General features: G+C 68.0%; 21 protein-coding genes and 1 tRNA gene. 14 read left to right on the top strand and 8 right to left on the bottom strand.

The features are described 5' to 3' along the window. Nucleotides 1-11: 11 nt before the first annotated feature. The 3 genes from N5I32_RS14745 to N5I32_RS14735 all read right to left on the bottom strand — a co-directional run bounded on the left by N5I32_RS14745 (nt 12) and on the right by N5I32_RS14735 (nt 3,783). Entirely contained in the window at nt 12-731 is a 720-nt protein-coding gene (locus tag N5I32_RS14745; protein ID WP_261496634.1) for an ABC transporter ATP-binding protein, read from the bottom strand. A gap of 70 nt (nt 732-801) precedes the next feature. After that, complete coding sequence (locus N5I32_RS14740) at nt 802-1,956, bottom strand: ABC transporter substrate-binding protein (RefSeq protein WP_261496633.1); 1,155 nt, start codon at nt 1,954-1,956, stop codon at nt 802-804. A 33-nt stretch (nt 1,957-1,989) separates the two neighbouring features. Further along, nucleotides 1,990-3,783 (bottom strand): branched-chain amino acid ABC transporter ATP-binding protein/permease, encoded by a 1,794-nt coding sequence (locus tag N5I32_RS14735; protein ID WP_261496632.1) that lies wholly within the window; start codon nt 3,781-3,783, stop codon nt 1,990-1,992. A gap of 160 nt (nt 3,784-3,943) precedes the next feature. Here N5I32_RS14735 and N5I32_RS14730 point away from each other — a divergent pair, with 160 nt between their 5' ends. From N5I32_RS14730 to N5I32_RS14700, 7 genes are all read left to right on the top strand, one after another. After that, complete coding sequence (locus N5I32_RS14730; protein WP_261496631.1) at nt 3,944-4,852, top strand: MurR/RpiR family transcriptional regulator; 909 nt, start codon at nt 3,944-3,946, stop codon at nt 4,850-4,852. A gap of 1 nt (nt 4,853) precedes the next feature. Further along, complete coding sequence (locus tag N5I32_RS14725) at nt 4,854-5,516, top strand: cysteine hydrolase family protein (RefSeq protein ID WP_261496630.1); 663 nt, start codon at nt 4,854-4,856, stop codon at nt 5,514-5,516. 7 nt (nt 5,517-5,523) lie between these two features. Continuing rightward, nucleotides 5,524-6,840 (top strand): glutamine synthetase family protein, encoded by a 1,317-nt coding sequence (locus tag N5I32_RS14720; protein WP_261496629.1) that lies wholly within the window; start codon nt 5,524-5,526, stop codon nt 6,838-6,840. Continuing rightward, the gene (locus N5I32_RS14715; RefSeq protein ID WP_261496628.1) at nt 6,840-7,625 is read left to right on the top strand and encodes an N-formylglutamate amidohydrolase; all 786 of its coding nucleotides are present in this window, start codon (nt 6,840-6,842) and stop codon (nt 7,623-7,625) included. Before N5I32_RS14720 ends, N5I32_RS14715 begins: the two co-directional genes overlap by 1 nt. Further along, nucleotides 7,622-8,923 carry an aspartate aminotransferase family protein gene (locus tag N5I32_RS14710; RefSeq protein WP_261496627.1) on the top strand — a complete coding sequence of 434 codons (1,302 nt, stop codon included), beginning with the start codon at nt 7,622-7,624 and terminating at the stop codon, nt 8,921-8,923. Before N5I32_RS14715 ends, N5I32_RS14710 begins: the two co-directional genes overlap by 4 nt. Nucleotides 8,924-9,026: 103 nt before the next feature. Next, a complete protein-coding gene (locus N5I32_RS14705) occupies nt 9,027-9,716 on the top strand; it encodes an SOS response-associated peptidase (RefSeq protein ID WP_261496626.1) in 690 nt (229 codons plus the stop codon). Between the two features lie 60 nt (nt 9,717-9,776). Further along, a complete protein-coding gene (locus N5I32_RS14700; RefSeq protein ID WP_261496625.1) occupies nt 9,777-11,303 on the top strand; it encodes a phospholipase D-like domain-containing protein in 1,527 nt (508 codons plus the stop codon). 37 nt (nt 11,304-11,340) lie between these two features. On the opposite strand, the gene N5I32_RS14695 is transcribed toward N5I32_RS14700, so the two are convergent. From N5I32_RS14695 to N5I32_RS14675, 5 genes are all read right to left on the bottom strand, one after another. Continuing rightward, nucleotides 11,341-11,865, bottom strand: coding sequence for a hypothetical protein (locus tag N5I32_RS14695; RefSeq protein ID WP_261496624.1), 525 nt, complete (start codon nt 11,863-11,865; stop codon nt 11,341-11,343). A gap of 84 nt (nt 11,866-11,949) precedes the next feature. Next, a complete protein-coding gene (locus N5I32_RS14690; RefSeq protein ID WP_261496623.1) occupies nt 11,950-13,845 on the bottom strand; it encodes an acyl-CoA synthetase in 1,896 nt (631 codons plus the stop codon). Nucleotides 13,846-13,972: 127 nt separating this feature from the next. Then, complete coding sequence (locus N5I32_RS14685; protein ID WP_261496622.1) at nt 13,973-14,581, bottom strand: DJ-1/PfpI family protein; 609 nt, start codon at nt 14,579-14,581, stop codon at nt 13,973-13,975. Between the two features lie 62 nt (nt 14,582-14,643). Beyond that, nucleotides 14,644-16,437 carry an ABC transporter transmembrane domain-containing protein gene (locus tag N5I32_RS14680; protein WP_261496621.1) on the bottom strand — a complete coding sequence of 598 codons (1,794 nt, stop codon included), beginning with the start codon at nt 16,435-16,437 and terminating at the stop codon, nt 14,644-14,646. A 208-nt stretch (nt 16,438-16,645) separates the two neighbouring features. Next, a tRNA-Gly gene (locus N5I32_RS14675) sits at nt 16,646-16,719 on the bottom strand. Between the two features lie 210 nt (nt 16,720-16,929). On the opposite strand from N5I32_RS14675, the gene N5I32_RS14670 reads away from it, so the two are divergent. The 7 genes from N5I32_RS14670 to N5I32_RS14640 all read left to right on the top strand — a co-directional run. Further along, nucleotides 16,930-17,079 carry a hypothetical protein gene (locus tag N5I32_RS14670; protein WP_261496620.1) on the top strand — a complete coding sequence of 50 codons (150 nt, stop codon included), beginning with the start codon at nt 16,930-16,932 and terminating at the stop codon, nt 17,077-17,079. 289 nt (nt 17,080-17,368) lie between these two features. After that, a complete protein-coding gene (locus N5I32_RS14665; protein ID WP_261496619.1) occupies nt 17,369-17,692 on the top strand; it encodes a hypothetical protein in 324 nt (107 codons plus the stop codon). A gap of 96 nt (nt 17,693-17,788) precedes the next feature. Beyond that, entirely contained in the window at nt 17,789-18,184 is a 396-nt protein-coding gene (locus N5I32_RS14660) for a FixH family protein (protein ID WP_261496618.1), read from the top strand. Beyond that, nucleotides 18,181-19,605, top strand: a complete 1,425-nt coding sequence (locus N5I32_RS14655) for an efflux RND transporter periplasmic adaptor subunit (protein WP_261496617.1) — start codon at nt 18,181-18,183, stop codon at nt 19,603-19,605. Before N5I32_RS14660 ends, N5I32_RS14655 begins: the two co-directional genes overlap by 4 nt. Then, nucleotides 19,602-22,769, top strand: a complete 3,168-nt coding sequence (locus N5I32_RS14650) for an efflux RND transporter permease subunit (protein ID WP_261496616.1) — start codon at nt 19,602-19,604, stop codon at nt 22,767-22,769. Before N5I32_RS14655 ends, N5I32_RS14650 begins: the two co-directional genes overlap by 4 nt. Before the next feature lie 143 nt (nt 22,770-22,912). Next, complete coding sequence (locus N5I32_RS14645) at nt 22,913-23,212, top strand: hypothetical protein (RefSeq protein ID WP_261496615.1); 300 nt, start codon at nt 22,913-22,915, stop codon at nt 23,210-23,212. A gap of 226 nt (nt 23,213-23,438) precedes the next feature. Beyond that, nucleotides 23,439-25,316 (top strand): hypothetical protein (locus N5I32_RS14640; protein WP_261496614.1); only part of this gene is annotated, 1,878 nt, incomplete at its 3' end.

Raw genomic sequence — 25,316 nt, 5'->3', positions numbered from 1 at the left:
AGTCCTTGGCCTCATGCGCCCAGGTAGGCGTCTTGGATTTCCGGGGATGCGCGCAGGTCGGCGGCGGCGCCCTGCAACTCGATCCGGCCGTTGGCCAGCACATAGCCGCGGTCGGCGATCTCAAGCGATTGCGCCACGTTCTGTTCGACCAGAAGAATGGTCAGCCCGCGGTCGCGCAGATTGCGGATCAGGTCGAATATCCGGTCCACCACCTGCGGGGCCAGGCCCAGCGAGGGCTCGTCCAGAAGCAGAAGATCGGGCGAGGACATCAGCGCGCGGGCAATCGCCAGCATCTGCTGTTCGCCCCCCGAGAGCGACCCCGCCTTCTGGTGCAGCCGTTCGGCAAGGATGGGGAACCGTTCCAGCATATCGGCCTTCACCGCCGCGGGATCGCCGCGGGCGGCGTGCCGGGCGCCGCCCAGCATCAGGTTTTCCTCCACCGTCAGCGACGAAAACACCCGGCGGCCCTCCGGAACCAGCGTCATGCCGCGCCGGACGATGGTTTCGGTCGCCTGGCCCGCGATGTCGGCGCCCTCGAACAGCATCCGCCTGGCCTTGCGCGGCGCAAGCCCCACCAGCGCGTTCAGGGTCGAGCTTTTGCCCGCTCCGTTCGCCCCCAGCAGGGTGACGACCTCCCCCCGCTTCACCGTCAGGTCGATGCCGCGCACCGCCTCGACCGCGCCGTAGCTGACGGTCAGTCCCTCGATGGACAGAAGGGGTTCATCCGGCATGGTCGGGGGGTCCTTCAAGGCTCGCGGGTGGGAAACGGCCCGGGCTGGTCCCGGGCCGCCGGGCATGGGTTCAAGGGGCCGGGATGTCGGCCGGGTCGGGCTGGCCCTGCGCGACCAGTTCCCGCTCGCCCGCCTTGATCCGCACCAGCGAGACGGCGCGCAAGGGCATGCCGATGGTTCCCTTGAAGGTGATCGCCCCGGTCACGCCCTGAAGGCCTTCCAGATTGGCGATGCCGTCGCGGATGGCGGCCGGATCGAGGCTGTCGGCGGCGGTGACGGCGGCCTCGATGATGGTGCCGAGGTCATAGCCGTTGGCGATGTAGATCGTATCCGGGGCCGCACCGGTCCGTTCCGTCCACCTGGCGTTGAACGCCTCAAGCGGGCTGCCGGCGGTGGCGTGCCCCGCTGTCGAGAAGACGACGCCTTCGACCAGGTCGCCAAGGCCGAAGGTGGTCGGGCTGTCGATCCCGTCCGACCCGAGGATCGGCGTCGTTACGCCCGCGCCGCGCAGCTGGCGGACAAAGGCCGGGAAATCGGGTTCATAGGCCGAGGTCATGATGACATCGGGCCTGGGGTCCATCGCCGCGATCTTGGTCACCTCGGCGCCGAAATCCTGCTGGCCCATGGAATAGGTGCCTTCGCCCGCCAGCGCGCCGCCCTTCGCGGTGAACGCCTGCCCGAAGTACTGCGGCAGTTTCAGGGTATAGGCGCTGTCGGGCGAGGTCAGGATGTAGGCAGTCTTGTAGCCGCTCTCGACGGCATGGGCGGCCAGCATGGCCGCCTGCACGTTGTCGGCGGGATAGTTCGAGAACATGTAGTCCCCCACCGCCAGCGGCAGCGTCGGCGTGGTGGCACAGAAGGAAATGGCGGGAATGCCGGCGCCCTGGGTGATCATGCCGGCCGCGATCGAAGGGTCGGCGTCGCAGGGCGTGATGATGAGTTGCGCGCCAGCATCCACGAGTTCCTGCGCCACCAGGGCGGTCTGCGCCGAGTCCGAGCGGGTGTCCTTGATGATGGTCTGGATCGGGAACTTCCCGGCGATCCCGCCCGCGGCGTTGATCTCTTCGATCCGCATCTGCAAGCCGGCAAGGTTCGGCTGGTCATAGGGGGCAAGGCCGCCGGTCTGGGCGGTGGCCAGCCCGATCACCAGATCTTCGGCCATCGCGGGGGCCGACGCCAGCGCAGCGAAGGCGCCTGAAAGCAGCAAGAGCTTGTTCTTCTTCATGTCCGGTCTTCCTCTGTTGGTTGGCTGGAAACGTCAGGCGGCAGCACGTCGCTTGCCGATGTAGGCTTCGATCACCGCGGGATCGGCGCGGATGTGTTCCGGCGGGCCTTCGGCGATCATCTGGCCCTTGTTGAGCACGACTATGTGGTCGCAGAGCCGCATGATGAGCTTCAGGTCATGCTCCACCACCAGAAGGCCGATCCGGTGATCCGCGCGGATCTGGCGCAGCACGGCGATCAGGGCGTCGGTCTCGGCCGGGTTCATGCCGGCGGCGGGCTCGTCGAGCAGCAGGAACGACGGGCGAAGGGCCAGCGCGCGGGCAATTTCCAACCGGCGCTGCGCCCCGTAGGGCAAGGAGCTGGCGGGTCGGGCGGCCAGGCCCTGCATTCCCACGACGGCCAGGGCGGCCATGGCCGCGGCGCGGCTGTCCTCGCCCGGGCCGGCGACGGCGTCTGCGGCGACGGTCACGTTCTCCAGCACGGAAAGGTTGCGGAACAGGCGGATGTTCTGGAAGGTTCGACCAAGGCCGCGGGAGGGAATCTCGTGCACCGGCACAAGCGCGGTGTCCGTTCCGTTCAGGAGTACGCGGCCGGAACTGGGCGGGACGATGCCGCAGATGGCGTTTATGAGGGTCGATTTCCCCGCCCCGTTCGGACCGATCAGCCCGGTGACGAGGCCGGGGCGGACCGAAAAGCTGACATCCTCCAGCGCCACCAGTCCGGAAAAGCGCCGCCCGACGCCTTCGACGGTCAGCGAAACCTGATCGGTCGCGCCTGATGGCGCGACAGGGGCCGCTGCGGCGGCAGGCTCGGGGAACAGCCGCTCATCCACCTCGCGCAGGCCGAACAGGCCGTCGCGCAGGCGGTACATAACGGCAAGGATGACAAGGCCGACGCCGATGTCGGTCAGGCCGAATACCTCGGGCAGTTGCAGGCCAAGAACCTCCGCCCCCCCTTCCAGACGGCGCAGCAGATCGACCATGACCACGATCAGCGCCGTACCCCCGACGGCGCCAGAGACCGTCGAGATACCGCCAAGGATCAGCATCGACATCAGCAGGAAGGTCAGGTTGAAATGGAAATCCTTGGGTGAGAAGGCGCCGAGGAAATGCGCCAGAAGCACCCCCGCCGCACCCGAAACCAGGCCGCCCAGCACCCAGGCCAGGAACCGCTCGCGCACCACGTTCACGCCGCTGGCCCGCGCCGCAACCTCATCCTCGCGCGCGGCGCGCAGGGCAAGTCCGGCCCTGGTGCCGCGATAGAGCCGCGCCACCGCCACCGCGACCAGCGCCACCACGAGCGCGGTGAAGGCCGATACGCCGCGGGGCACCCCGAAGAAGGTCTGGCTGCCGCGCGTGATGTCGGTCGAGGCGACCAGCGTGACATGGACGATCACCAGAAAGCCCAGCGTGGCGATCGAGGCCGCCGCCCCCCCGAGCCGCGACAGCGGCAGTCCGAAAACGGTGGCGACGAGGCCGACCAGCAGCAGCGCGCCCGCCATCCCGACAGGCAGCGACTGCCCCCCGGCGATTGCGGCCAGCCATCCGGGCAGATCGGGCAGACTGGTGGAGATCACCGCAGGCTGGATGGTAAGCAGCGCGGAGCCGTAGGCCCCCAGCGCCATGAACCCCGCCTGCCCGAACGAGATGATGCCGGAATTACCGCTGTAGATCTGCATCCCGACGACGGCGGTGACATAGATGAGATACAGCGTCGCCAGACGCGCCAGGGCCGCCGGCAGGAAAAGCTCGGCGATGACCGTCAGCGCGATCAGCGGCAGGGCAAGCGTGATGGTCCCCTTGACGGCCTGCATCCCAAGTCGCGGCATCATCCCTCCCAACCTCGACGTCAGCCCCGGTGCTGCGCAAAGCATGGTGCAGGCGTGGCCACGATGTCAATATCATTTCACAAACACCAAAACAGTTGACGTTTGTATCATCTATTACATACTGACTGGCAGGGAACCGGCCCGGACAGGGGAAGACCACATGGCAATCCGCGATCGCCTGACCGATGGAAGCGTGCAGCTCACGCCGTCCGACCTGAAGGTGGCGCGGGCCCTGCTCGCCGACTATCCCGCGGCGGGGCTGAACACCGTGGCCCATCTTGCCGCACTGGCCGGGGTGTCCGGCCCGACGGTCGTGCGCTTTGTCTCGCGGCTTGGCTTCGACGGATTTCCCGATTTCCAGAAGGCCTTGCTGGGGGAAGTTCAGGCGCGGATGAACTCCCCCCTGGCGATGATCGACGCGGGCAAGGCCGCCGCGGTACCGCAGGAGCAGATCTACCAGGAAGTCATCCGGTCTTGCGCCGCCCTGCTTGAGACCACCGCGGGCATGGTGCCGGCGGCCGATTTCGACACCGCGGCACGGCTTGTCACCGATCCGGCACTGCGGCTGCATTTCATCGGCGGGCGATTCTCGGGCTATCTGGCGGGAATGCTGTGGCAACACCTGCACCAGCTGCGCGCGGATTGCCGGGTGGTCAGCGGCAATCGGCCCGACAGGGTCGATTCGCTGATCGACATCGGGCGGCGCGACCTGATCGTCGCCTTCGACTACCGCCGGTACCAGACCGACACGATCCAGTTCGTCACCGCCGCCGCCGAGCGGGGGGCGCAGGTGATCCTGTTCACCGACCCCTGGGCCTCCCCGCTTGTGGCCCATGCAAAGGTGGTGGTGACGGCCCCGGTCGAAGGGCCCTCGCCCTTTGACACCATGGTTCCCGCCCTTGCGCAGGTCGAGGCATTGATCGCCGCGGTGACCACCCGCCTGTCGGCCACCTCGCGCGCGCGCATCGCCGAGATCGAGGCCCTGCGGGGCCTTTCCGGCATCACCGAGGACCGGCCTGCCGATGATCCCAAGACAGCGCCGCCGAACGCGGCCCAAGCCGGAGACTGACATGAGCGACCTGATATCCATTGAGTATGGCGGCCAGACCATCCGCCGCGACAGCGCCTATGCGAAGGGCGCCTGCACCTTCCTGCTGGTGGACATGCAACGCATCTGGGCCGAACCGATGATGGACCCGACCCACCCGATGCCGGCCGACAGCTATTTCATGACGCGCGTGCGGGACGTCGTCATACCCAACCAGGTGAAGATGCTCGATGCCTTCCGAAACGCTGGCGAGAATGTCTGCCACACCATCATCGAAAGCCTGACCGCCGATGGCCGCGACCGCTCGCTGGATCACAAGCTGTCGAACATGCATGTGCCGAAGGGTGCGCCGGAAGGGGCGATCATCGCGCCCCTGACCCCGCGCGAGAACGAACCGGTGCTGCCGAAGACGTCCTCGGGGCTTTTCAACTCGACCAATGCCGATTACGTCCTGCGCAACCTGAACACCCGCTTTCTGGTCATCGCCGGCATCGTCACCGATCAGTGCGTGGACATGGCGGTGCGCGATGCGGCGGACCGGGGGTATCTGGTGACGCTGGTGCAGGATGCCTGCGCCACCTACACCCCCGAACGGCACCAGGCGGCCCTGCGCGCCTATGGCGGCTATTGCTGGATCACCGATACCGAAACCGTGCTGGCCCGTATCGCGGCCCTTGGCGCATGAGGACACCATGATCAGGGCAGAAGAGCTTGTGACCTTCGTCACCACCGACATTGCCGCCATCACCCGGGGCCGCGCGGTTGCGGCGTCCGGCCTGCCCGCCGCCCTGTCGCGGGGCGTGGGATGGGTGCCGGCGAACCTGTCGCTAACCCCGTTCGATGAAATCGCCAGCCCCAACCCCTTCGGCTCTTCGGGCGATCTGCGGCTGATGCCCGACCCCGAGGCCGGGGTGCGGGTCGAGGGGATCGACGGGCGCACGCCACTGCATTTCTACCACTCCGACATCACAAATCTTGACGGCACCCCGTGGGAGGGCTGCGTCCGGTCCATCCTGAAGGCGGCGGTGACCGATCTAGAGGCGCTTGGCCTGCGCGTGGTTGCGGCCTTCGAGCAGGAATTCCAGATCATCGGCGCCAACTGGCCCCCGGCGCCATCCTTCGCGCTATCGGCGCAGCGGCGGGCCGATCCGTTCGGACCGATGCTGATGGCCGCCCTTGGCGCGGCGGGTTGCGATCCGGAATGTTTCCTGCCGGAATATGGCCGCGACCAGTTCGAGATCGTCTGCGGGCCTTCGGGTGCGCTGGCGGCGGCGGACCGCGCCGTCACCATCCGCGAGGTCACGCGGGAACTGGCGGCGACGATGGGCTGGCAGGCCAGCTTCTGCCCCAAGACCGACCCGGACGGCGTGGGCAACGGGGTGCACATCCACATCTCGCTGACCGACCTTCAGGGCAACCCGGCGACCTTCGATGCCGCGCGGCCGGGGCGGCTGTCGGCGCAGGCCGGGGCCTTTGCCGCCGGGATCGTGCGCCACATGGCGGCACTCACCGCGCTGACCGCGCCCAGCGTGGTGTCCTACCAGCGCCTGCGGCCGCATCACTGGTCGGCGTCATGGACAACGCTGGGCGAGCAGGACCGCGAAGCGACCTTGCGCATCTGCCCGACCTCGGAGCGTCCCGGTTACAACCCCGCGCGCGCCTTCAACATGGAATTCCGCGCCGCGGACGCCACCGCCAGCCCGCATCTGGCCCTGGCCATGCTGATCCGCGCCGGGATCGAGGGGGTAAGGGCCGGCCTCGACACGCCGCCGATCGTGAAAGGCGACCCCGAGGACATGTCGGCCGAGGAGCGCGCCCGTCTCGGCATCCGCCGTCTGCCCGCGAGCCTGCCCGAGGCGCTGGCCGCGCTTGAGGCCGACAGGGTGGTCTGCGGCTGGATGTCACCCACCTTCCTGGATTGCTGGACGGGAATGCGCAGGAAGGAACTGGAAATCGTCGCCGGCCTCGATGACGCGGCACTCTGCCGCCGCTATGCCGGGGTCTACTGATGCCGACCCGGCCCGCGACCGCCCCCGCGCCGCTTCTGGATCTGGATGAGCCGCCGCCCTACGGTGTCATCAACCCGGACGGGGCATCGGACCTGCTGCTCCTGTGCGAGCACGCCCTGCCGCGCATTCCGCGGAGGCTCGCGCATCTGGGCCTGCCGAAATCGGAGCGGCTGCGTCACATCGGCTGGGACATCGGCGCGCTGTCGCTGGCGCGCGAGCTGTCGGCGCGGCTCGATGCGGCGCTGTTCCACACCGGCTATTCGCGCCTGGTGGTCGACTGCAACCGTCCGCTCGACAACCCCTCCCTGATACCGGAAACCAGCGAAACCACCGCCATTCCGGGCAATCGCCATCTTGGCGCGGCCGAACGGGCCGAGCGGCTGGAGACCTTCTTCCATCCGTTCCAAGCCGCCGTCAGCCGCCGCCTCGACCTGCGAACTGCGGCGGGCAAGCCGACCTTCGTCGTCGGCATCCACAGCTACACCCCGGTCTACAAGGGGGTTTCCCGTCCCTGGCATGCCGGCATCCTTTATGCAGGGGCCACCGGGTTTGCCGGCCGGATGATGCGCGCCCTCGCGCAGGAAGAGGGGCTGGTGATCGGCGACAACGAACCCTACCGGATCGACGATGACGACTACACGGTGCCGGTACACGGCGATGCGCGTGGCCTGCCGGCCCTGCTGATCGAGGTGCGGCACGACCTGATCTCCTCCTTGCGCGGCGTCGCCGAATGGGCCGACCGGCTGGAGCGCTGCCTCCGCCTGGGAATGGAGACCGGCAGATGAGCGGGCTTTACGCACGCGACGGGGCCGCGATCGCCGGGCTGCAGAAACTGCGGTTCTTTCCGCAGGCGGTGGTGGGCGGCAAGGGGACGATGCTGCGCGCCGACGACGGGCGCGACCTTCTCGACCTGTCGGCGGCCTGGGGCGCGGCCAGCCTCGGCTATGGCCACCCCGCGCTGGTGACGGCGGTCAGCGCTGCGATCGCCGACCCGGCGGGGGCGTCGGTCCTTTCCGCGGCCAATGGGCCGGCAACGGCCCTGGCGGAACGCCTGATCGCGCTGTTCCCGTCGGACCAACCACAAAGGGTCTGGCTGGGTCATTCCGGGTCGGACGCGAACGAAACCGCGATCCGCGCCGCGCGACGGGCCACCGGACGTCAGGGGATCATCGGCTTTGCCGGCGCCTATCACGGCTGCACCATCGGCACGATGGCGGTCTCAGGCCATCCGACGCTGGCCTCGGACAAGGCGGCGGGCCTGATCCAGCTGCCCTATCCCGGCGCAGATCCCGATGGCCCCGACGCCGACGCCGTCCTTGGCCTGCTTGAGCGTCACCTGGCCGAAACCGGGCCTGGGGCCATCGCCGCCTGCATCTTCGAGCCGATCCTGTCGGACGGTGGCCTCGTGGTTCCGCCGGAGGGCTTTCTGGCCCGGCTGGATGCGTTGTGCCGCAGGCATGGCATCCTGACCATCTGCGACGAGGTGAAGGTCGGGCTCGGGCGCACGGGCCGGCTGCATGCCTTTGAGCATGAGGGGTTTCGACCCGACATCCTTGTCCTCGGAAAGGGGCTGGGTGGCGGATTGCCGATCTCGGCGGTGATCGGGCCGCAATGGGTGATGGATTGCGCCACCGCCTTTGCAATGCAGACCTTGCACGGCAACCCCGTCTGCGCCGCGGCGGGTCTCGCGGTCCTGGACACGCTTGTCGCGGAGAACCTGCCCGCAGAGGCGGCCCGCAAGGGTCAAATCCTGATGGCAGGCCTGAGGGACCTTGCACAACGCCATTCGTGCATCCGCGCGCTGCGCGGGCGCGGACTTGCCGTGGGAGTCGAGATCCGGGGGGCAGACACGCCCCTGCAAGGCGACGCCGCCGCCACCGCCGGCCTGATGCTCCGCGCTTGCGAGCGGGGCCTCGTGGTCTATTGCGTCGGCCCCTCCTCCAGCGTACTGGAGCTGACCCCGCCCCTGACCATCGCAGAGCATGAGATCGGGCAGGCGCTCTCCCTGCTGGACGGGGCCCTTCAAGACCTGGCGGCGGGCCGGATCGACAGCCGGGCGGCCGCCGGATTCGCCGGCTGGTAAGGCACGGCGGGCCGGGGCCCAGCGCCGCCCCTGTCGAGCGCGATCGCCCCCCCCGCGACGGCATGGCTTGGTGGCGGGGTGGGGACCGTGCCATGATGCGCGCATGTGTGGACGTTTCTCGGCCCCGAGCCTGACCGCAGCGCAGATGATGGAGATCATGGAGGGCTTCCTGCGGGGGCCTTTCCGTGTGGACGCCGATGCGCTGCCGGCCGCAGGGGGCTACAACGTCAAGCCGACCCAGCAGGTCAGCGTGCTGGGCGGGATGGAGGTGCCGGTCCTGACCACCGCCCGCTGGTGGTTCGTCCCGCACTGGTTCGACGGGCGCGCCGAGGACTGGACACAGACGACCTTCAACGCCCGCATCGAGTCGGCGTCCGAAAAGCCCGCCTTCCGGGCCGCCTGGGCCAAGGGGCGCTGCATCATCCCTGCGCTCGGCTATTTCGAATGGACGGGTCCGAAGGGCGGCCGCAAACCCTGGTTCATCTCGGTCGAGACCAACCTGCCGGTGATCTTCATGGCCGGCCTTGCCTCGCGCCTGCGCGACGGGACGCGGACCTGCGCCGTTCTCACCCGGCCGGCCGCGCCCCAGATCGCCGGGCTGCACGACCGGATGCCGGTGATCGTGCCGCCGGAGGAGATCGAGGACTGGATCACCGGCCGGATGGGAACCGAGGCCGCGCAGGGACGGCTTGGCACCGGCTGGGACGGGCGGTTCCGCTTCCATCGCGTGGCGCCACTGACGCGCGACGCCGAGGGGCCCGAGGTGATCGAGCCGGTCGGGGACAGCGACTGAAACCGCACCCGCCCCGCCCTGCCGCTTGGTTTGGCCCGTGAAATGAGGCATGAACACCGCATGACCGAACCCGCCGGACCATCCCGTTTCCGTCTCATCGCCGCATCCGGGTGGCGCGGGCTGATGCTTGCGGCCGGTCTTGCGCTTGCCGCCTGCACCTCGGTGCCCTTCGATGGCCCGCAGCGTGCGCCTGTCCTGCCCTCGGGCATGGGCGTCGCGCCGGCGACGCCCACCATGCCGGTGCCACGGCCCGCGCCCGCCCGCTTCTACCCGCTCGTGTCCGGCGAAGAGACGCTGGCGACCTGGCTCGACCTGATCGCCACGGCGCGGGCGCGCATCGACGTGATGACCTACATCATGCGCGCCGACCGGTCGGGGCGCGCCGTCGCGCAGGCGCTTCTGGACGCGGCCGACCGTGGCGTGCATGTCCGGCTTCTGATCGACGACGTGTTCATGGCGATGAAGGACGACCGCGTGGGCGGCCTGACCAGCCACCCCAACATCGAGATCCGCGCCTTCAACCCCTTCTCGCGCAATGCACCCGCGCTTGTGGGCTACGTCCTCGACCACACCCGCGTGAACCGGCGGATGCACAACAAGGCCCTGATCGTCGACGGCGCCAGCGCGATCGTCGGCGGGCGCAACGTCGGCGACGAGTATTTCGGCCAGGACCGCTTCCTGCATTTCGCCGACCTGGACATCCTGATGCAGGGGCCGGCGGTCGCCCCGCTCGAGGCCGGGTTCGACGTCTACTGGAACGACCGGCTTGCCGTGCCCTACCAGAGGCTGAAGCCCCGCTTCGGCCGGTCCGGGGCCTTTGCCGAGGTGCGCGGCGCGCCGAGCGACCTTGGCGCCCTGCCAGAGGCCGCCACGCGCGCGCTGGCGACCGGCCGCGCCTTCGGCGGCACGGCGGAATTCATCGTCGACACGCCGCTGAAGCTTTCGCACCCCGAAGCCGCGCCGCAACATGTGGCAGAGGCGCTTTACCGAAGCCTCGCCACCGCGCGGTCCGAGGTGCTGATCGTGACCCCCTACTTCGTCCCCCAGGAGCAGGGATCTGAGCTGATCGAGGCGCTTGAGGCGCGCGGCGTCGACGTGACGGTGGTGACGAATTCGCTCGCCTCGACCAACCATGTCATCGTTCACGGCAGCTATTCGCGCTACCGCGACCGGCTGGCTGCGCGGGGGGTGGATTTCTACGAGATCCGGGCGGGATCCGGACGGCTCCTCGAACCGGGCACGAGCCGCCCCGTCAACCGGACCGTGCTGCATTCCAAGCTGATCGTCGTGGACCGCCGCTTCGTCCTGGTCGGATCGCCCAACTTCGACCCGCGGTCGATGAACCTCAACACCGAGCACATCCTTCGCATCGACAGCCCGGACCTTGCCCGCAGCCTGATCGCGGACTGGCAGCGGATCGCGGACACTGCCGCCTATCACGTCGAGGTCGGGGATACCGGCCTGCCCCGCTGGATGAAGCGCAAGGGCGCGGACCGGACGACCTTCCTGCCCAACCCCGACGCCGGCCTGATGGCGCGCTTCATCGCGCTTCTCGGGGGCGTGCTGCCGATCGAGGACGACCTCTGACCCCGCCGGCGGGCACGTCGGGCGGGGGGTGCGGACATCACTGGAACGGGTTGGATGACCGCGTGATTTCCTCGTAACAGGTCACCAGCGCACCGATCGAGGCGGAAGACCCGGAAAGCGAATAGTCCATCACCCCCTCGCCCCGGTCGTTCTGCAGGTGCAGCGTGTTGCCGGCCATCACCTCGCGCAGGAAGCGCCAGCCATCGTCATCGCCCGGCAGCACGAACAGGACGCTTTGCAGGTAAAGCTCCGCGTTCGACAGCGACCAGCCGGCGCGGCGGTCGATCTGCACGATCAGGTCGGCGGTCTGGCCCTCGCCGAAATCCCAGGCTTCGGAGTAGAACTGCAGCTGCAGCGTCTGGTCCGCCTGCGCCCAGACGGAAAAGCTGTCTGACCCCTGCGTCACCTGCGCGACGCAGGCCTCGCTGCCGTCATCGAAGGCGACATAGCGCACTTCCCAGCGCTTGTGGCTGAAGACCACTTCGGACGACGCCTCGGCCAGGGCGGCGAGAGGGGCCAGCCCTAGGGCTGCGAAGGCGCCGATGGCCGGCCATCTGAACATGCGACAGTCTTTCCCAGCCCGACCTGTTGGCCGCATCTTAGCGCCGGCATGCCGCGGATCAAGCGCGCAGAGGGGCCGCCCCTTTCAGTCCGCCCATTCCCAGGGTCGGGTAAAACCGCCAAGCAGGTGCCCCAGGCGTTCCTCGTCCACCTCGCCCTCGCGCCTGAGCCGCGCGACCAGGCCCCGCCGCTTGTCCTCGTAGACCTCCGCGACCGAGGCGGCGATGCCCGCCTCCTTCAGCGCCGCGTCGTAGACGCGCCTGATCGCGCGCTTGCGCAGGTCGGGTTTGAAGACCTTGCCGACCGCCGTCTTCGGCATCTCGTCCACGATCTCCAGATGCTTCGGCACGGCGGCGCGCTCGGGGATGGTCGCCTCCGCGTGTGCCATCAGTTCCTCGGGCGTGGCCGTCGCACCGGCGACCAGTTCGACGTAGACGCAGGGCAATTCGCCCGCAAAGGCGTCGGGCTGGCCGATCGCGCCGGCCATGGCAACGGCGGGATGGCCGGCCAGGGCTTCCTCGATCATCGCCGGGTCGATGTTGTGGCCGCCCCGGATGATCAGGTCCTTCGCGCGGCCGGTGATCCAGAGATAGCCGTCGCCGTCGATCCGGCCCAGATCCCCCGTCCTGAGGAACCGTCCGCCGGCGAACAGCCCCGCGTTTTTCGACGCCTCGGTGTAGGTCGAGCCTTCGAAGACGCCGGGGCTGGAGACGCAGATCTCTCCGACCTCGTCGGTGCCGCATTCGTAGCTGACCGTGCCGTCCGTCTCGACATGCAGGATGCGGACCTCGCAATAGGGCAGGATCAGCCCCACCGATCCCACCTTCTTGCCGCCCATGGGCGGGTTGCAGGACACCAGGCAGGTCGCCTCCGTCAGACCGTAGCCTTCCGCGATCTCGACGCCGGTGGCCGCCTTGAAGCGGTTGTAAAGCTCCACCGGCAGCGGCGCCGAACCCGAGATCGCGGTCTTGAGCGAGGAGACATCGGCATTGACGGGGCGTTGCATAAGGGCCGCGATGGCGGTCGGCACGGTGATGAGGAAGGTCACGCGCCAGCGTTCGATCAGCTTCCAGAAGTTGTCGAACACGCCCTCGCCCCGATAGCCCGCGGGGGTCGGGAAAACGGTATGGGCGCCCGACCAGATCGCGGACATGAAGACCGGATAGGCGGCGAAGACGTGAAAGAGCGGCAGCGGGCAGATCAGCACGTCGGTCTCGTCGAACATGAGCGTGCCGCCAAGCCAGCCGTTGTAGATCATGCCCGAATACTTGTGCTGCGCGACCTTGGGCAGGCCGGTGGTGCCGCCGGTGTGGAAATAGGCCGCGACCCGGTCGCCCGCGCTGTCGGCGAAGGTCAGCCGGTCGGCCGGCATCTTCGCGCATTCGGCGTTGAAATCCTTCACCGCGGCCCTGTGGGCGACGGCGACCTTCGGCCGGATGAACGGCACGATCCAGCGCTTGGGCGGGGTGAGGTAGCGGTTCAGGTCGACCTCGAGAACGGTGGTGACGTTCGGGGCAAGCCGGACCGCCTCGGCCGCCTTCTGCGGCACGTCGGTCTTGGGGAAGGGCTTCAGCGTGACCAGAACCTTCGCCCCCGTCTCGCGCAGGATGCCGGCGATCTGCTCGGGCTCCAGCAGCGGGTTGATCGGATTCACCACCCCCGCCACCGCACCCGCCAGCAGCGTGACCACGGTTTCGGTCGCATTGGGCAGGAGATAGGCGACAACATCGTTCTCGCCCACGCCTAGGCTTCGGAACAGGTTCGCCGCCCGCGTGACACGGGCGTGAAGCTCGGCCCAGGTCAGGGTTTCCGCCTTAGACCCCGGGTCCGACAGGATCTGATAGCTGACGGCATTGCGGCCGCCGTGAAGGTCGCGGGTGCGGCTGAGAAAGCCATAAAGAGTCTGCGGCACGCCGCGCGCGGCCCAAGGCATTTCCCGCTCGACCGCGTCGCGGTCGGCGCGGGTGACGAAACTCACCATGATACCTCCCCTGCCCGTTCGGGCCCTTTTGCGCAGGATGGGAGGAAACGGCACGCCGGGCAAGTGCCACGCTCCGTCGGCGCGCTGGACGTCGCGTCATCCGGTCCGCACCCTGCGCGGCGCGGCCCTAGGAAAGACCGTGGCGCGCGGCGAAGGGGTCGGCGTCCGCGTCGCGGTGCCACTGGTATTCGCACCCCGTGGCGGCCGCTTCGGCGCGCTCCTCCCCCACCATGTCGGCAAGTGCCGCGAGTGCCATGTCGATCCCGGCGGACACGCCGGAGGAGGTGAAGAGCCTTCCGTCCCGCACCCAGCGCGCACTCGGGCGCCAGTCGACCTCGGGCCGCTTCTCCGCGACCCAATGGAACAGCGCCTTGTTCGTGGTCGCCGTGCGACCGTCGAGAAAGCCGGTCAGCGCCAGAAGCGCACTGCCGGTGCAGACCGACAGGACATAGTCCGCGCGGCGGGCGGCCCTGCCCAGCCAGGGGGTGAGCGCCCCGGTGTCCACCGGGATGCTGCGGCCCCATCCGCCCGGCACCAGCAGCACGTCGAAATCGGCGCCCTCGTCCATGGCGACGTCTGCCTGCGCCGAGGGTCCCATGTTGCTGGGCACCGCGCCGCGGCGTGGCCCCACCAGCACGATGCGAAATTCGTCGGGATACCAGCCAAGGACCTCCAGAGGCCCGAAAAGGTCCAGCAGCTCGAAGTTCGGATAGACCAGGGCTCCGACCGTGCGCATGGCCTCCCCGTCAGGCTCCGCGGCAACGCCAGATACAGAATACCACCGCTGCCGCCGGCCCGCTAGCGCTCCGCCGCCATGCCTTCGGTGAACTGGAGCCGGGCGAGGCGCGCGTAAAGCCCGCCTTCGGCGACAAGGCTGTCATGTGTGCCCTGCGCGACGATCCGGCCCTGGTCGAAGACCACTATGCGGTCGGCCCGCTTCACCGTGGCCAGCCGGTGCGCGACGATCAGCGTCGTGCGGCCCTGCGCCATCGCCTCGACCGCCTTCTGCACCGCAACCTCGCTTTCGGCGTCCAGCGCCGATGTCGCCTCGTCCAGAAGCAGGATCGGCGCATCGCGCAGGATCGCGCGGGCGATGGCCAGGCGCTGCTTCTGCCCGCCCGACAGCATCACCCCGCGTTCCCCCACATAGCTGTCGTAGCCCTGCGGCAATGCGGTCAGGAAGTCGTGCGCCGCCGCCGCGCGCGCCGCCGCCTCCACCTCGGCGTCGGAGGCGTCGGGCCGGCCGAAGCGGATGTTTTCGCGCGCCGTCGCGGCGAAGACGACCGGATCCTGCGGCACCAGCGCGATGGCGCGGCGGAAGTCGGCGCGCGCCATGTCGCGCAGGTCGATCCCGTCGATCGTCACCCGGCCGCTGTCGGGGTCGTAGAAACGTTGCAGGAGCTGGATCACCGTCGTCTTGCCCGCGCCCGACGGGCCGACCAGCGCCACCGTCTCGCCCGGTCGCACGGCGAGGTCCACCCCGTCCAGCGCCGAAACCTCGGGCCGCGCCGGATAGCGGAAGGTCACCCCCTCGAACGCCACGGCACCGGCGGCGGGACGCGGCAGCGCGACCGGGCTGACGGGGTCCTTCACGCTGTCCTCGGCCGCCAGCAATTCGCCCAGCCGTTCGGTCGCGCCCGCGGCGCGCTGCAACTCGCCCCAGATTTCCGACAGGGCCCCGGCGGCACCCGCGACCATCACCGCGTAGATCACGAACTGCACAAGCTCGCCCACGCTCATCGCGCCCGCCCGCACGTCGCGCGCGCCCGTCCAGAGGACGACGACGACGCCGGCGAAGATAAGGAAGATGACGATCACCGTCATCACCGCGCGCGTGCCGATCCGCGTCTTGGCGGATTCGAACGACCGCTCCGTCACCGCGGCGAAGGTGGCGCGGTTCTCGGCCTCATGGGTGAATGCCTGCACCGTCTGCACCGACAAGAGCGCCTCGGACGCGTTGCCCGAGCTTTCCGCGATCCAGTCCTGGTTCTCGCGGCTGAGCGCGCGCAGGCGGCGCCCCAGAAGGACGATGGGCACGATCACCACCGGCACGATCAGGAGCGCGTAGACGGTCAGCTTGGCCGAAGTCAGCAGCATCAGCGCCGCCCCCCCGATCAGGATCAGGAAGTTCCTGAGCGCGATCGAGACGGATGACCCGATTACCGACAGGATCAGCGTCGTGTCGGTGGTGATCCGGCTCAGCACCTCGCCGGTCATCAGCCGCTCGAAGAACGCCGGGCTCATCCCGATCACGCGGTCGAAGACGGCGCGGCGGATGTCGGCCACGACCCGCTCGCCCAGCCGGGTGACAAGGTAGTAGCGCGCCCCCGTGCCGAGCGCGAGAAGGCAGGCAAAGCCCAGCGCCACGAGGAAATAGCTGTCCAGAAGCTCGGTCGCGCCGTTGAACTGGTCGACCACCCGGCGCACGGCCAGCGGCAGGACGAGCGAGACCGAGGCCGTCAGCACCAGCGCGCAAACCGCAAGCGAAGCGATCACGCGGTAGGGCCGGAGGAAGGGCCAGAGTGCTGCCAGGGAGCCGACACGCCGGGAGGTTTGCCGCTCGGCCGGCAGGGGATCGGAATGTCGCGCCATGAAACCTCCTGTTCAGGAAACGGGTTTAGGCGGTGGCCGGCGCGCGAACAAGGCGGAAATGCCCCCTCCGGGGCGGCCGGTCCGGCGCCAGATGTCGCATGGCCGCAGGCCCGGACCCGCCGCGCCATCCCGCCCGTGCCGCTGCTCCCGGCACGCACCGTCGCGGCCGGTCGACCAGAAACCGTACGAATTTCAGGGGCGCATTTGCTGGAGCGGGCGGCGGGAATCGAACCCGCGTCATCAGCTTGGAAGGCTGAGGTCTTACCATTACACAACGCCCGCTCGGCGTGGGCGTAGATATTTCATGGGCATCGGGCGGTCAAGACGCAAGTCCCGCCGCCGTAGCCTGTCGCCGAACGACGGCATTCAACAGATGCCATCTTCCGTTGCGATCGCCCTCCAAAAGGCCAGCGCGGATCGTCGTTTCCAAGCCACGCCGAGGAACGCACCATCTTTATCCGCCACTTCGCCCATGTCTGGACGCACGACTTTATGAAGGGCAGCAATCTGCTCGTGCTTCGCACCCTCGCCGAGGCTGCGGACGCGGGCGGGATCCTGCGCGCGAGCCGCCAAAGCATGCGCGACCGGGCGCGCGTCAACCGGTCAGCAAAGGACCAAACCCTGAGCAGAACCAACTTCTGAACGAGGATAAACCGGAGCAGGTCACCCGACATGGGCATCGGCGGGGTCGCACCCGTCACGCAGCTGAAAATGGTCGCTTGATTTCGACGGTCACGCCCCGCCAAGAAATGGAAGGATTACCGATAAGGCGAGGCTCCAGACCGATTGGATTCCGCGCGCGGGCGTAGCAAAGTAGCAAACGGGCGAAGCAAAGTAGCAAAGTCGTCTCCACCCTGGCGAATTCCTCGCCAGAGATGCGTTCTCGCAGAATTGTGTTGCCGAACGAATGCCGCTCTGCAAAACGTCTCGCATGATCTGGTTTAATCGCCCAATCCTCGTGCTGCTTCTGGCCGTCACCCTTTTCGGAGCCGCGACGCTGCAGCATACGTCCGGCGTCGCGTCCGAAATCGCGACGTCGATGGCGCATTGCTGCGACGGTGACTGCCCGGATGAGCCGGTCTGCGACCATCCGTGCAGCCTGATGGCCCGCTGTAGCGGCGCCTTGGCCGTTCCTGCATTTTCGTCCGGGCCCGATGCTCTGGTTGCCGCCGAAGGCTCGGCCGAGTTCTCGCTTGATCAGCCGCTGCCTTCCGACCATTCGCCCGCCGGATTGAAGCGCCCTCCCCGCGTCTGACCCTGCCGCGTGCCTCGGCACGCGGTTGATGCCGCCAGCGCCCGCGCCCGTCCGGCGTGCGGGCGTCCTTTCGCTGCAATCCAGGGTTCACTTGCCATGGCCATCGCCTTTCGCCGCCTGCGCGGCTGCGCATCAGCGCTTCTTCTGTGCACCTCCCCTGCCTGGGCAGGCGCGGATGATTTCCGGTTCGAGATGGTCTCGACCGAGCATCGGGTCGGACCGGGGGTGACGATCGAACTTCTGCTGACCAATTTGCGCACCGGGGAACACGTACCCGATGCGATCATCTATGCCACACGGATGGACATGGCGCCCGACGGGATGGCGACGATGACCACGCCCGTCACGGCAATGCCCGCCGAAGCTCCGGGCCGCTACCGCTTTGCCACAGATATCACCATGGCCGGAGGCTGGCGGTTCTCGGTGGCGGCCAAGATCCAGGGCGAACCGGAAACGGTAACGGCGGAGCTTGAGCTGAGGGCCGCGCCATGAGCGGCGCCGTGCGATTGCTGATGATGGGGCTTGTCGCCGGCAGTGCCGCCTGGGTCGGGCTTGCCGCCGGGGAGCGCGGCGTGACCTCGGACGGGCTGCGCGAGGCGGCCGTCGCGCAGATTGCCGTGCTCATGGGGCGTGAGGCCGTGGCAATGCCCGGGCCGGAACCGACCGGCCCGGTGATCTACTGGCGCCATCCGGACGGGCTGCCCGAATGGTCCGCGACCGAACGGCAAACCGACAACGGACGCGCCTTCCTGCCGGTCCGGGCAAGCGAGGATCTGTCGCTCGACCCCGAAACCGCGCCCGCGGCAACCGGAACCGGCGAGCGGCGCATCCTTTACTATCGCAACCCGATGGGCCTGCCCGACACCTCGCCGGTTCCGAAGAAGGACTCGATGGGGATGGATTACATCCCGGTCTACGAGGGCCAGGACAGCGACGATGGTTCCATCACCGTCTCGCCCGGCAAGCTCCAGCGTACCGGGGTGCGGACGGCCGAGGCCGTGCTGGCCCCGCTGGCCGCAGCCTTGCGTGCGCCGGGGGTCGTGGTGCTGGACGAACGCAAGGTCAGCGTCATCACGACGCGTGCCGATGCCTTCATCGAGACGGTGGCCGACGTGACCACCGGCAGCACGATCAGGGCGGACGCCCCGCTGGTGACGCTGTATTCGCCGGAGATCGCCCAGGCCATCGCCCAGTTCGTCACCGATCTGCGCGCCGAAGGCCGTCCGCGCGATGGCGCACGACAGCGGCTGGAGAACCTCGGCGTGCCGGCCGAGGTGATAGACCGGATCGCCGACGAGGGCCGACCGACGGTCAGCATCCCGATCACGGCGCCGCGCGAGGGCGTGGTGCTGGAACGGATGGCTGTCGAGGGGATGATGGCGCAAGCGGGTGAGACACTGTTCCGCATCGCCGACACCTCGACCGTCTGGGTGATCGCCGAGGTGCCGGAGGCAGCGCTCATGGCGGTGACGAAGGGGGTCGAGGTCCGCGTCACGTTTCGCGGCCTTTCCGGGCAGCCGGTCACGGGCAGGATCGACACGATCTATCCCGAGATGGACATGACGACCCGCACGGGCAAGCTCAGGATCGAGTTGCCAAACCCCGACGGCCGTCTGCTTGCGAACATGTTCGCCGATGTCGAGATCCTGTTGACTGGCGCGCCCGTCGTCCAGGTGCCGGAGGGGGCAGTGATCGACACGGGTGACCGGCAGGTGGTGATCCTAGACCTGGGCGAAGGGCGGTTCAGGCCACAGCCCGTGACCACCGGGCAGCAAGGTGGCGGCATGGTGGAAATCGTCGAGGGCGTCGGCGCAGGCGACCGGGTGGTCAGCGCCGCCACCTTCCTGATCGACGCGGAAAGCAACCTCAACGCGGCCCTCGCCGCGCTTGCCGCACCGGAGGCCGACCAATGATCGCCAATCTCATCGCCTGGTCGGCCCGCAACGTGGCTCTCGTCCTCTTTGCCACCGTCTTCACCGTCGCGGCAGGTCTCTGGTCGCTGCGCACGCTCCCGATCGACGCCATCCCCGACCTGTCGGACGTGCAGGTGATCGTGCTGACCGAATATCCCGGCCAAGCCCCGCAGGTGGTCGAGGATCAGGTGACCTACCCCCTCACCTCGGCCATGCTGACCGTGCCGATGTCGCGCGTGGTGCGGGGGTTCTCGTTCTTCGGCATCTCCTTCGTCTACGTCATCTTCGAGGATGGGGTGGACCCCTACTGGGCGCGGTCGCGCGTGCTGGAGTACCTCAACGCCGCCGCCGCGCGCCTGCCGGATGGGGTGACGCCCGCGCTCGGGCCGGATGCGACAGGCGTGGGGTGGGTCTACCAGTATGCACTGAAGGGCGAGGGCCTCAGCCTTGCGGAACTGCGATCCCTCCAGGACTGGGTAATGCGGTTTGCCATCAGTCGGGCGGACGGGGTGTCGGAAGTCGCCAGCGTCGGCGGCTTCGTCAAGCAATACTCGATCACCGTGGATCCGGTGCGGATGCGCGCCCTTGGGATCACCCTTTCCGAGATCGGCGACGCGGTCGCCGCCAGCAACATGGACACCGGCGGGCGCACGGTCGAGCTTTCGGAGTTCGAGTTCATGGTGCGCGGGCGGGGCTATCTCGACGGCGTTGCCGATCTTGAGATGGTGCCGCTCCGCGCTGAGGGGGGCGTGCCGGTCCTTCTGCGCGATGTTGCGCGGATCGAGATCGTGCCGGACGAACGCCGGGGCATCGCGGAACTCGACGGCGAGGGCGAGGTGGCGAGCGGCATCGTCTTGCAGCGGGTCGGCGCCAATGCACTCGACGTGATCGACAATGCCAAGGCAGAGATCGGCAGCATCGCGCAAAGCCTGCCCGAGGGGGTGGAGATCGTGACCGTCTACGACCGGTCCAACCTGATCCTGTCGGCGATTGAAACCCTTCGGACGACCTTGCTGGAAGAAAGCCTGGTCGTGGCGGCCGTGACCTTCCTGTTCCTCCTCCACGTCCGCTCCTCGCTTGTCGCGATCATCATGCTGCCGGTGGGGCTTCTCATGGCCTTCATCGCCATGCGGGCACTCGGGATCGGGGCCAACATCATGAGCCTCGGCGGCATCGCCATCGCCATCGGCGCGATGATCGACGCCGCCATCGTGATGATCGAGAACGCGCACAAGCACCTGGAGCGGGCTGACCCCGGCACGTCGCGGGTCGAGGTGCTTGTCGAAGCCGCAGCCGAAGTCGGCCCGGCGCTCTTCTTCAGCCTCCTCATCATCACCGTCTCCTTCCTGCCGATCTTCGCGCTGGAGGGACAGGAGGGGCGTCTCTTCGGCCCCCTGGCCGCGACCAAGACCTTTGCCATGGCGGCGGCGGCGCTTCTGTCAGTCACGCTGGTGCCCGCGCTGATGGTGATCTTCGTGCGCGGCCGGATCGTCGCGGAACACCGCAACCCGGTGAACCGGGTCCTGATCGCGCTTTACCGCCCGGTCATCCGGTGGGTGCTTCGGGCGCGGGTGTTCACCATCGTGCTGGCACTTGTGGCGCTTGCCGCGACCGTCTGGCCCGCGCGGCAACTGGGGTCCGAATTCATGCCCGCGCTCGACGAGGGCACGATGATGTACATGCCCACCACCCTGCCGGGCCTGTCGGTCACCAAGGCGGCGGAACTGATGCAGATGCAGGATCGCATCATCCGGTCCTTCCCCGAAGTGGAGACGGTCTTCGGCAAGGCGGGCCGCGCGCTGACGGCGACTGACCCGGCCCCTACCGAGATGTTCGAGACCATCATCCAGCTGAAGCCGAAGGACGAATGGCGCCCCGGCGTGACGATGGACAGCCTGCGCGCCGAGATGGACGCGGCCCTGCAGTTCCCGGGCGTCTCGAACGCCTGGACCCAGCCGATCCGCGCCCGCATCGACATGCTGGCGACCGGCATCCGCACACCGGTGGGGGTGAAGGTCTTCGGCACGGACCTGACGGAGATGGAGCGCATCGCGCGCGAGGTCGAGGCGGTGCTGCGCGCCGTTCCCGGCACGACCAGCGCCTATGCCGAACGGGTGATCGGCGGCTATTACCTCGACATCGTGCCCGACCGCGAGCGGCTGGCGCGTTATGGCCTGTCGATCGAGGATGTGCAGAAGGTGATCGCCATGGCGCTCGGCGCCGAGGCCATCACCCAGACGGTCGAGGGGCGCGAACGTTACAACGTGGCGCTGCGCTACCCGGCGGCGCTGCGGCAAGACCCGGACGCCATCGCGCGCGAGGTGCAGGTGGCGCTCCCCGGCGGCGGCACGGTGCCCCTGGGCGAGGTTGCTGCCGTGGAACGGACACGTGGCGCCACTTCGATCCGCACCGAGAACGGCCAACTGGCGGTTTACATCTTCGTCGACATCTCCGGACGCGACCTCGGCGGCTATGTCGCCGAGGCGCAGGCCGCCGTCGCTGGGGAAGTGACCCTGCCGCCCGGCTATTCGCTGGGCTGGAGCGGACAGTTCGAATACCTGGAGCGAGCCAAGGCGCGGCTGGCCATCGTTGTCCCGGTGACATTGGCGGTGATCTTCCTGCTTCTGTTCCTGAACTTCCGGCGCCTGACCGAAACCCTGATCGTGATGCTCTCGCTGCCGTTCGCGCTGGTGGGCGGGGTCTGGCTCATGTGGTGGATGGGCTTCAACCTTTCGGTCGCGGTAGCCGTCGGCTTCATCGCCCTGGCCGGGGTCGCCGCCGAAACCGGGGTGATCATGCTGATCTACCTCGACCACGCGCTGGCGGAACGCCGAGCCGAGGTGGCCCGGGACGGCCGCGCCTTCACCCGCGCGGATCTCGACACCGCCATCATGGTCGGCGCCGTCGAACGGGTGCGGCCCAAGATGATGACGGTCGTGGCCATCATGGCGGGCCTGATGCCGATCCTCTGGGCGCATGGCACCGGATCCGAGGTGATGAGCCGCATCGCCGTTCCGATGATCGGCGGCATGGTCTCCTCTACCGTGCTGACGCTTGTCGTGATCCCGGCGGTCTATGCGCTGATCAAGGGGCGTGGGCTGATAGGTCCACATGGTCTGCACGCGCAAAGTGTCGCCTCTCGTGCGCTTGAGATCCAGGCTTGAGGCTTCGGCAGCGGTATCGCGCCAGACAAACTGACTTGTGCATTCCGGATGCGCCAATGGATGGCGGTCTTTCCCCTGGAGCCATCGATCTGCCTCCGTGACCGGCAGTCTTCGCCCGAGATCAACCCGGGTGACTGCTTCGGTTGGCGGTCAGCGCAATCGCCGCAAGCCGGATGCCGGTTGCACGCAGTTCTGATCTGGCCATCCCGCTGGCGTGCTTCATGTTGCAGGGAAAGGTCTGGACCACGGCATCGGCGAAAGCGGGTCACGCGGGAACCTGGAAGGCACGCGATCAAGCAGACGAAGGTCCGACACTGAGCCGGAGTGATGCCCGCCATGTCCTTCCTCGCCATTTCTTGAAAGGCAAAGGCATGGCCGACATTCTGGCGGCGGCTTTACGACGTCTGGAGAGGTTGATGCGCGCGATCAACGGCCGCGAGTGACGGCGCGGCGCCGGTTCTTTCTCGGCCGGGCCCTGAGGCGAGTCTTCTCCTGATTGCATTCTCTGCGGCGAACACATCCCGTAGGATGAAAGATTTGCCTGCATTTACAGGTGGTTGCAACTGGGCTAAGCTGATTTTTGCCTGTGGGTGGGCCAATAGGACCGTCTTGCGGTCCCAAAGGTGTGTTGGGGTACGAGCAGATATTTCATGCGTGGGGGTACGCGGGATGTCGCTCGAACAGAATTTCGAAGTCATTACAGACGCATTGGACTATTCGCCCGAGGATACGGCGATCATTACCGCAACCGGCACCGAGGTCGGCGGAGCGGTGCAGTTCCAGATCCAGCACGTCTCGGGCCCAGGCGCGGATGGCGTCTACGGGACCGCCGACGACACGGTGATTGACCTGGGCGGCGACGGCCATGACGCCTGGATCGTCGTCGACGGCGGAGAGGGCGACCTCGACGGGCTGGCTAACGGGACCGTGATCACCGAATGGTTCGTGAACCCCGACGATTCCCTGGGCCAGACCTTCCTGCTGACCGCGCAGGAGGTCAATGCCGGCACGGACGGCGTCCTTGGCACCGCCGACGACGTCTATGGCCGCCTGGCCACCAGTTCCTTCACCGACGCGACGCAGTACGGCCTCGACCAGTGGGCGAACGGGCCTGACACCGGGCACGATCCGCTGGATGACGAGGAATGGGTCAACGGCAACCTCGGGGCCAGCAAGGCGCATTACTTCTACGACGATTTCGTGCCCTATCGCGCACAGTTGACCGATCTGCAGGAGGGCATGACCTATGCCCTGCAGATCCAGTTCGACCTGACCGAGGGCGGCGAGTACGCCATCGACTACATCGGCACCTACGACTACAGCTTCCAGACCGGCGCGCCCCACGAGGGGGACGGCCCGATCGACCCCACCGATGGGCTGACCATCACCGACGGCGGGTTAAACGTCAGCACGCTCGAAATCCCGCTCGATCCGCTCGTCCTGGCCGGGGACGACGGCGTGACCGGCACCGCAGACGACATCAGCCAGGAACCGGGCGTGATGACGGCCTGGGGCGTCGACCTGCTCGGCTACGCGACCGCGGGCGCCGACGGCGACATCGGGACCGGCGACGACATCTACTATCTCGCCAGCGACGATGGCTCCGACACCACCTGGGGCGACGGCAACGAGGTGATGGTGACGCGGGACCAGTATTTCTCCGGTCTCGACCTTTCGACCGTCACCGACACGATCACCAGCCTCGAGGTCGGCGACGCGATCTACGAGCGCGCGGGCAGCGTGGCCGGGTCGAGCACGGTCAGCTTCTACGTCGTCTTCGAATACCAGCAGGACGAGGGCGACGACGGCGTCATCTCCTGGGGCGGCCATATCGCGACGCCCGACGACTGGGCCAACGCCGACCCCTCCGGCTCGCCCTACCACATGCGGCTCCTCGACTGGGTGGGCTACGACGGCGCCAAGGACGCCAAGATCGTGGGCACCGGCAACCAGGACCGTTCGCTGTCGCGCAACGTGATCCAGGATCTCGATCCCCAGGTTGAGGTCGACAAGACCGTGCGCGAAGATGGCTCCGCCGACGCCTTCGTCAACGAACTGACGCTTGATCCCGCGGTGAACGGCGTCCAGTACCAGTATGTCCTCACCAACTCAGGCGACGGCGCGCTGCTCGACGTCGACCTCATCGACGACAACGGCACGCCGCTCGACCTTACCGACGACGTCGACCTCATCATCGACGGCGTGGTGCAGGCCGGGGTCACCGTGACCGCCGGCGGCTTCACCGACGAGGACGGCGACACGATTGCCGACGACCTCGGCGCAGGCGGCTCCATCACGGTCGTCTGGAGCACGACGGTCCCGGTGGGCGACACCGAGAACGTCGCCACCGTCACCGGCGACGACGCCGATGAGGACATCACCTATTCCGACACCGACGCAGCACTCGTGCACTTGCCCCCCGCCCCCGCGATCGACCTCGAGAAGAGCTACGCGATCACCGACGAGGATGCCGGCGACGGCGAGGACAACACGACCACGGTGGACGAGGTCGGGGACGTCATCACCTACACGGTGACGGTGGAGAAC

This window comes from Albidovulum sediminis (assembly GCF_025380365.1).
Taxonomy (GTDB): Bacteria; Pseudomonadota; Alphaproteobacteria; order Rhodobacterales; family Rhodobacteraceae; genus Albidovulum; species Albidovulum sediminis.
The sequence above is the reverse complement of the archived record's forward strand: the minus strand, read 5'-3'. Positions and strand labels throughout refer to the sequence as shown.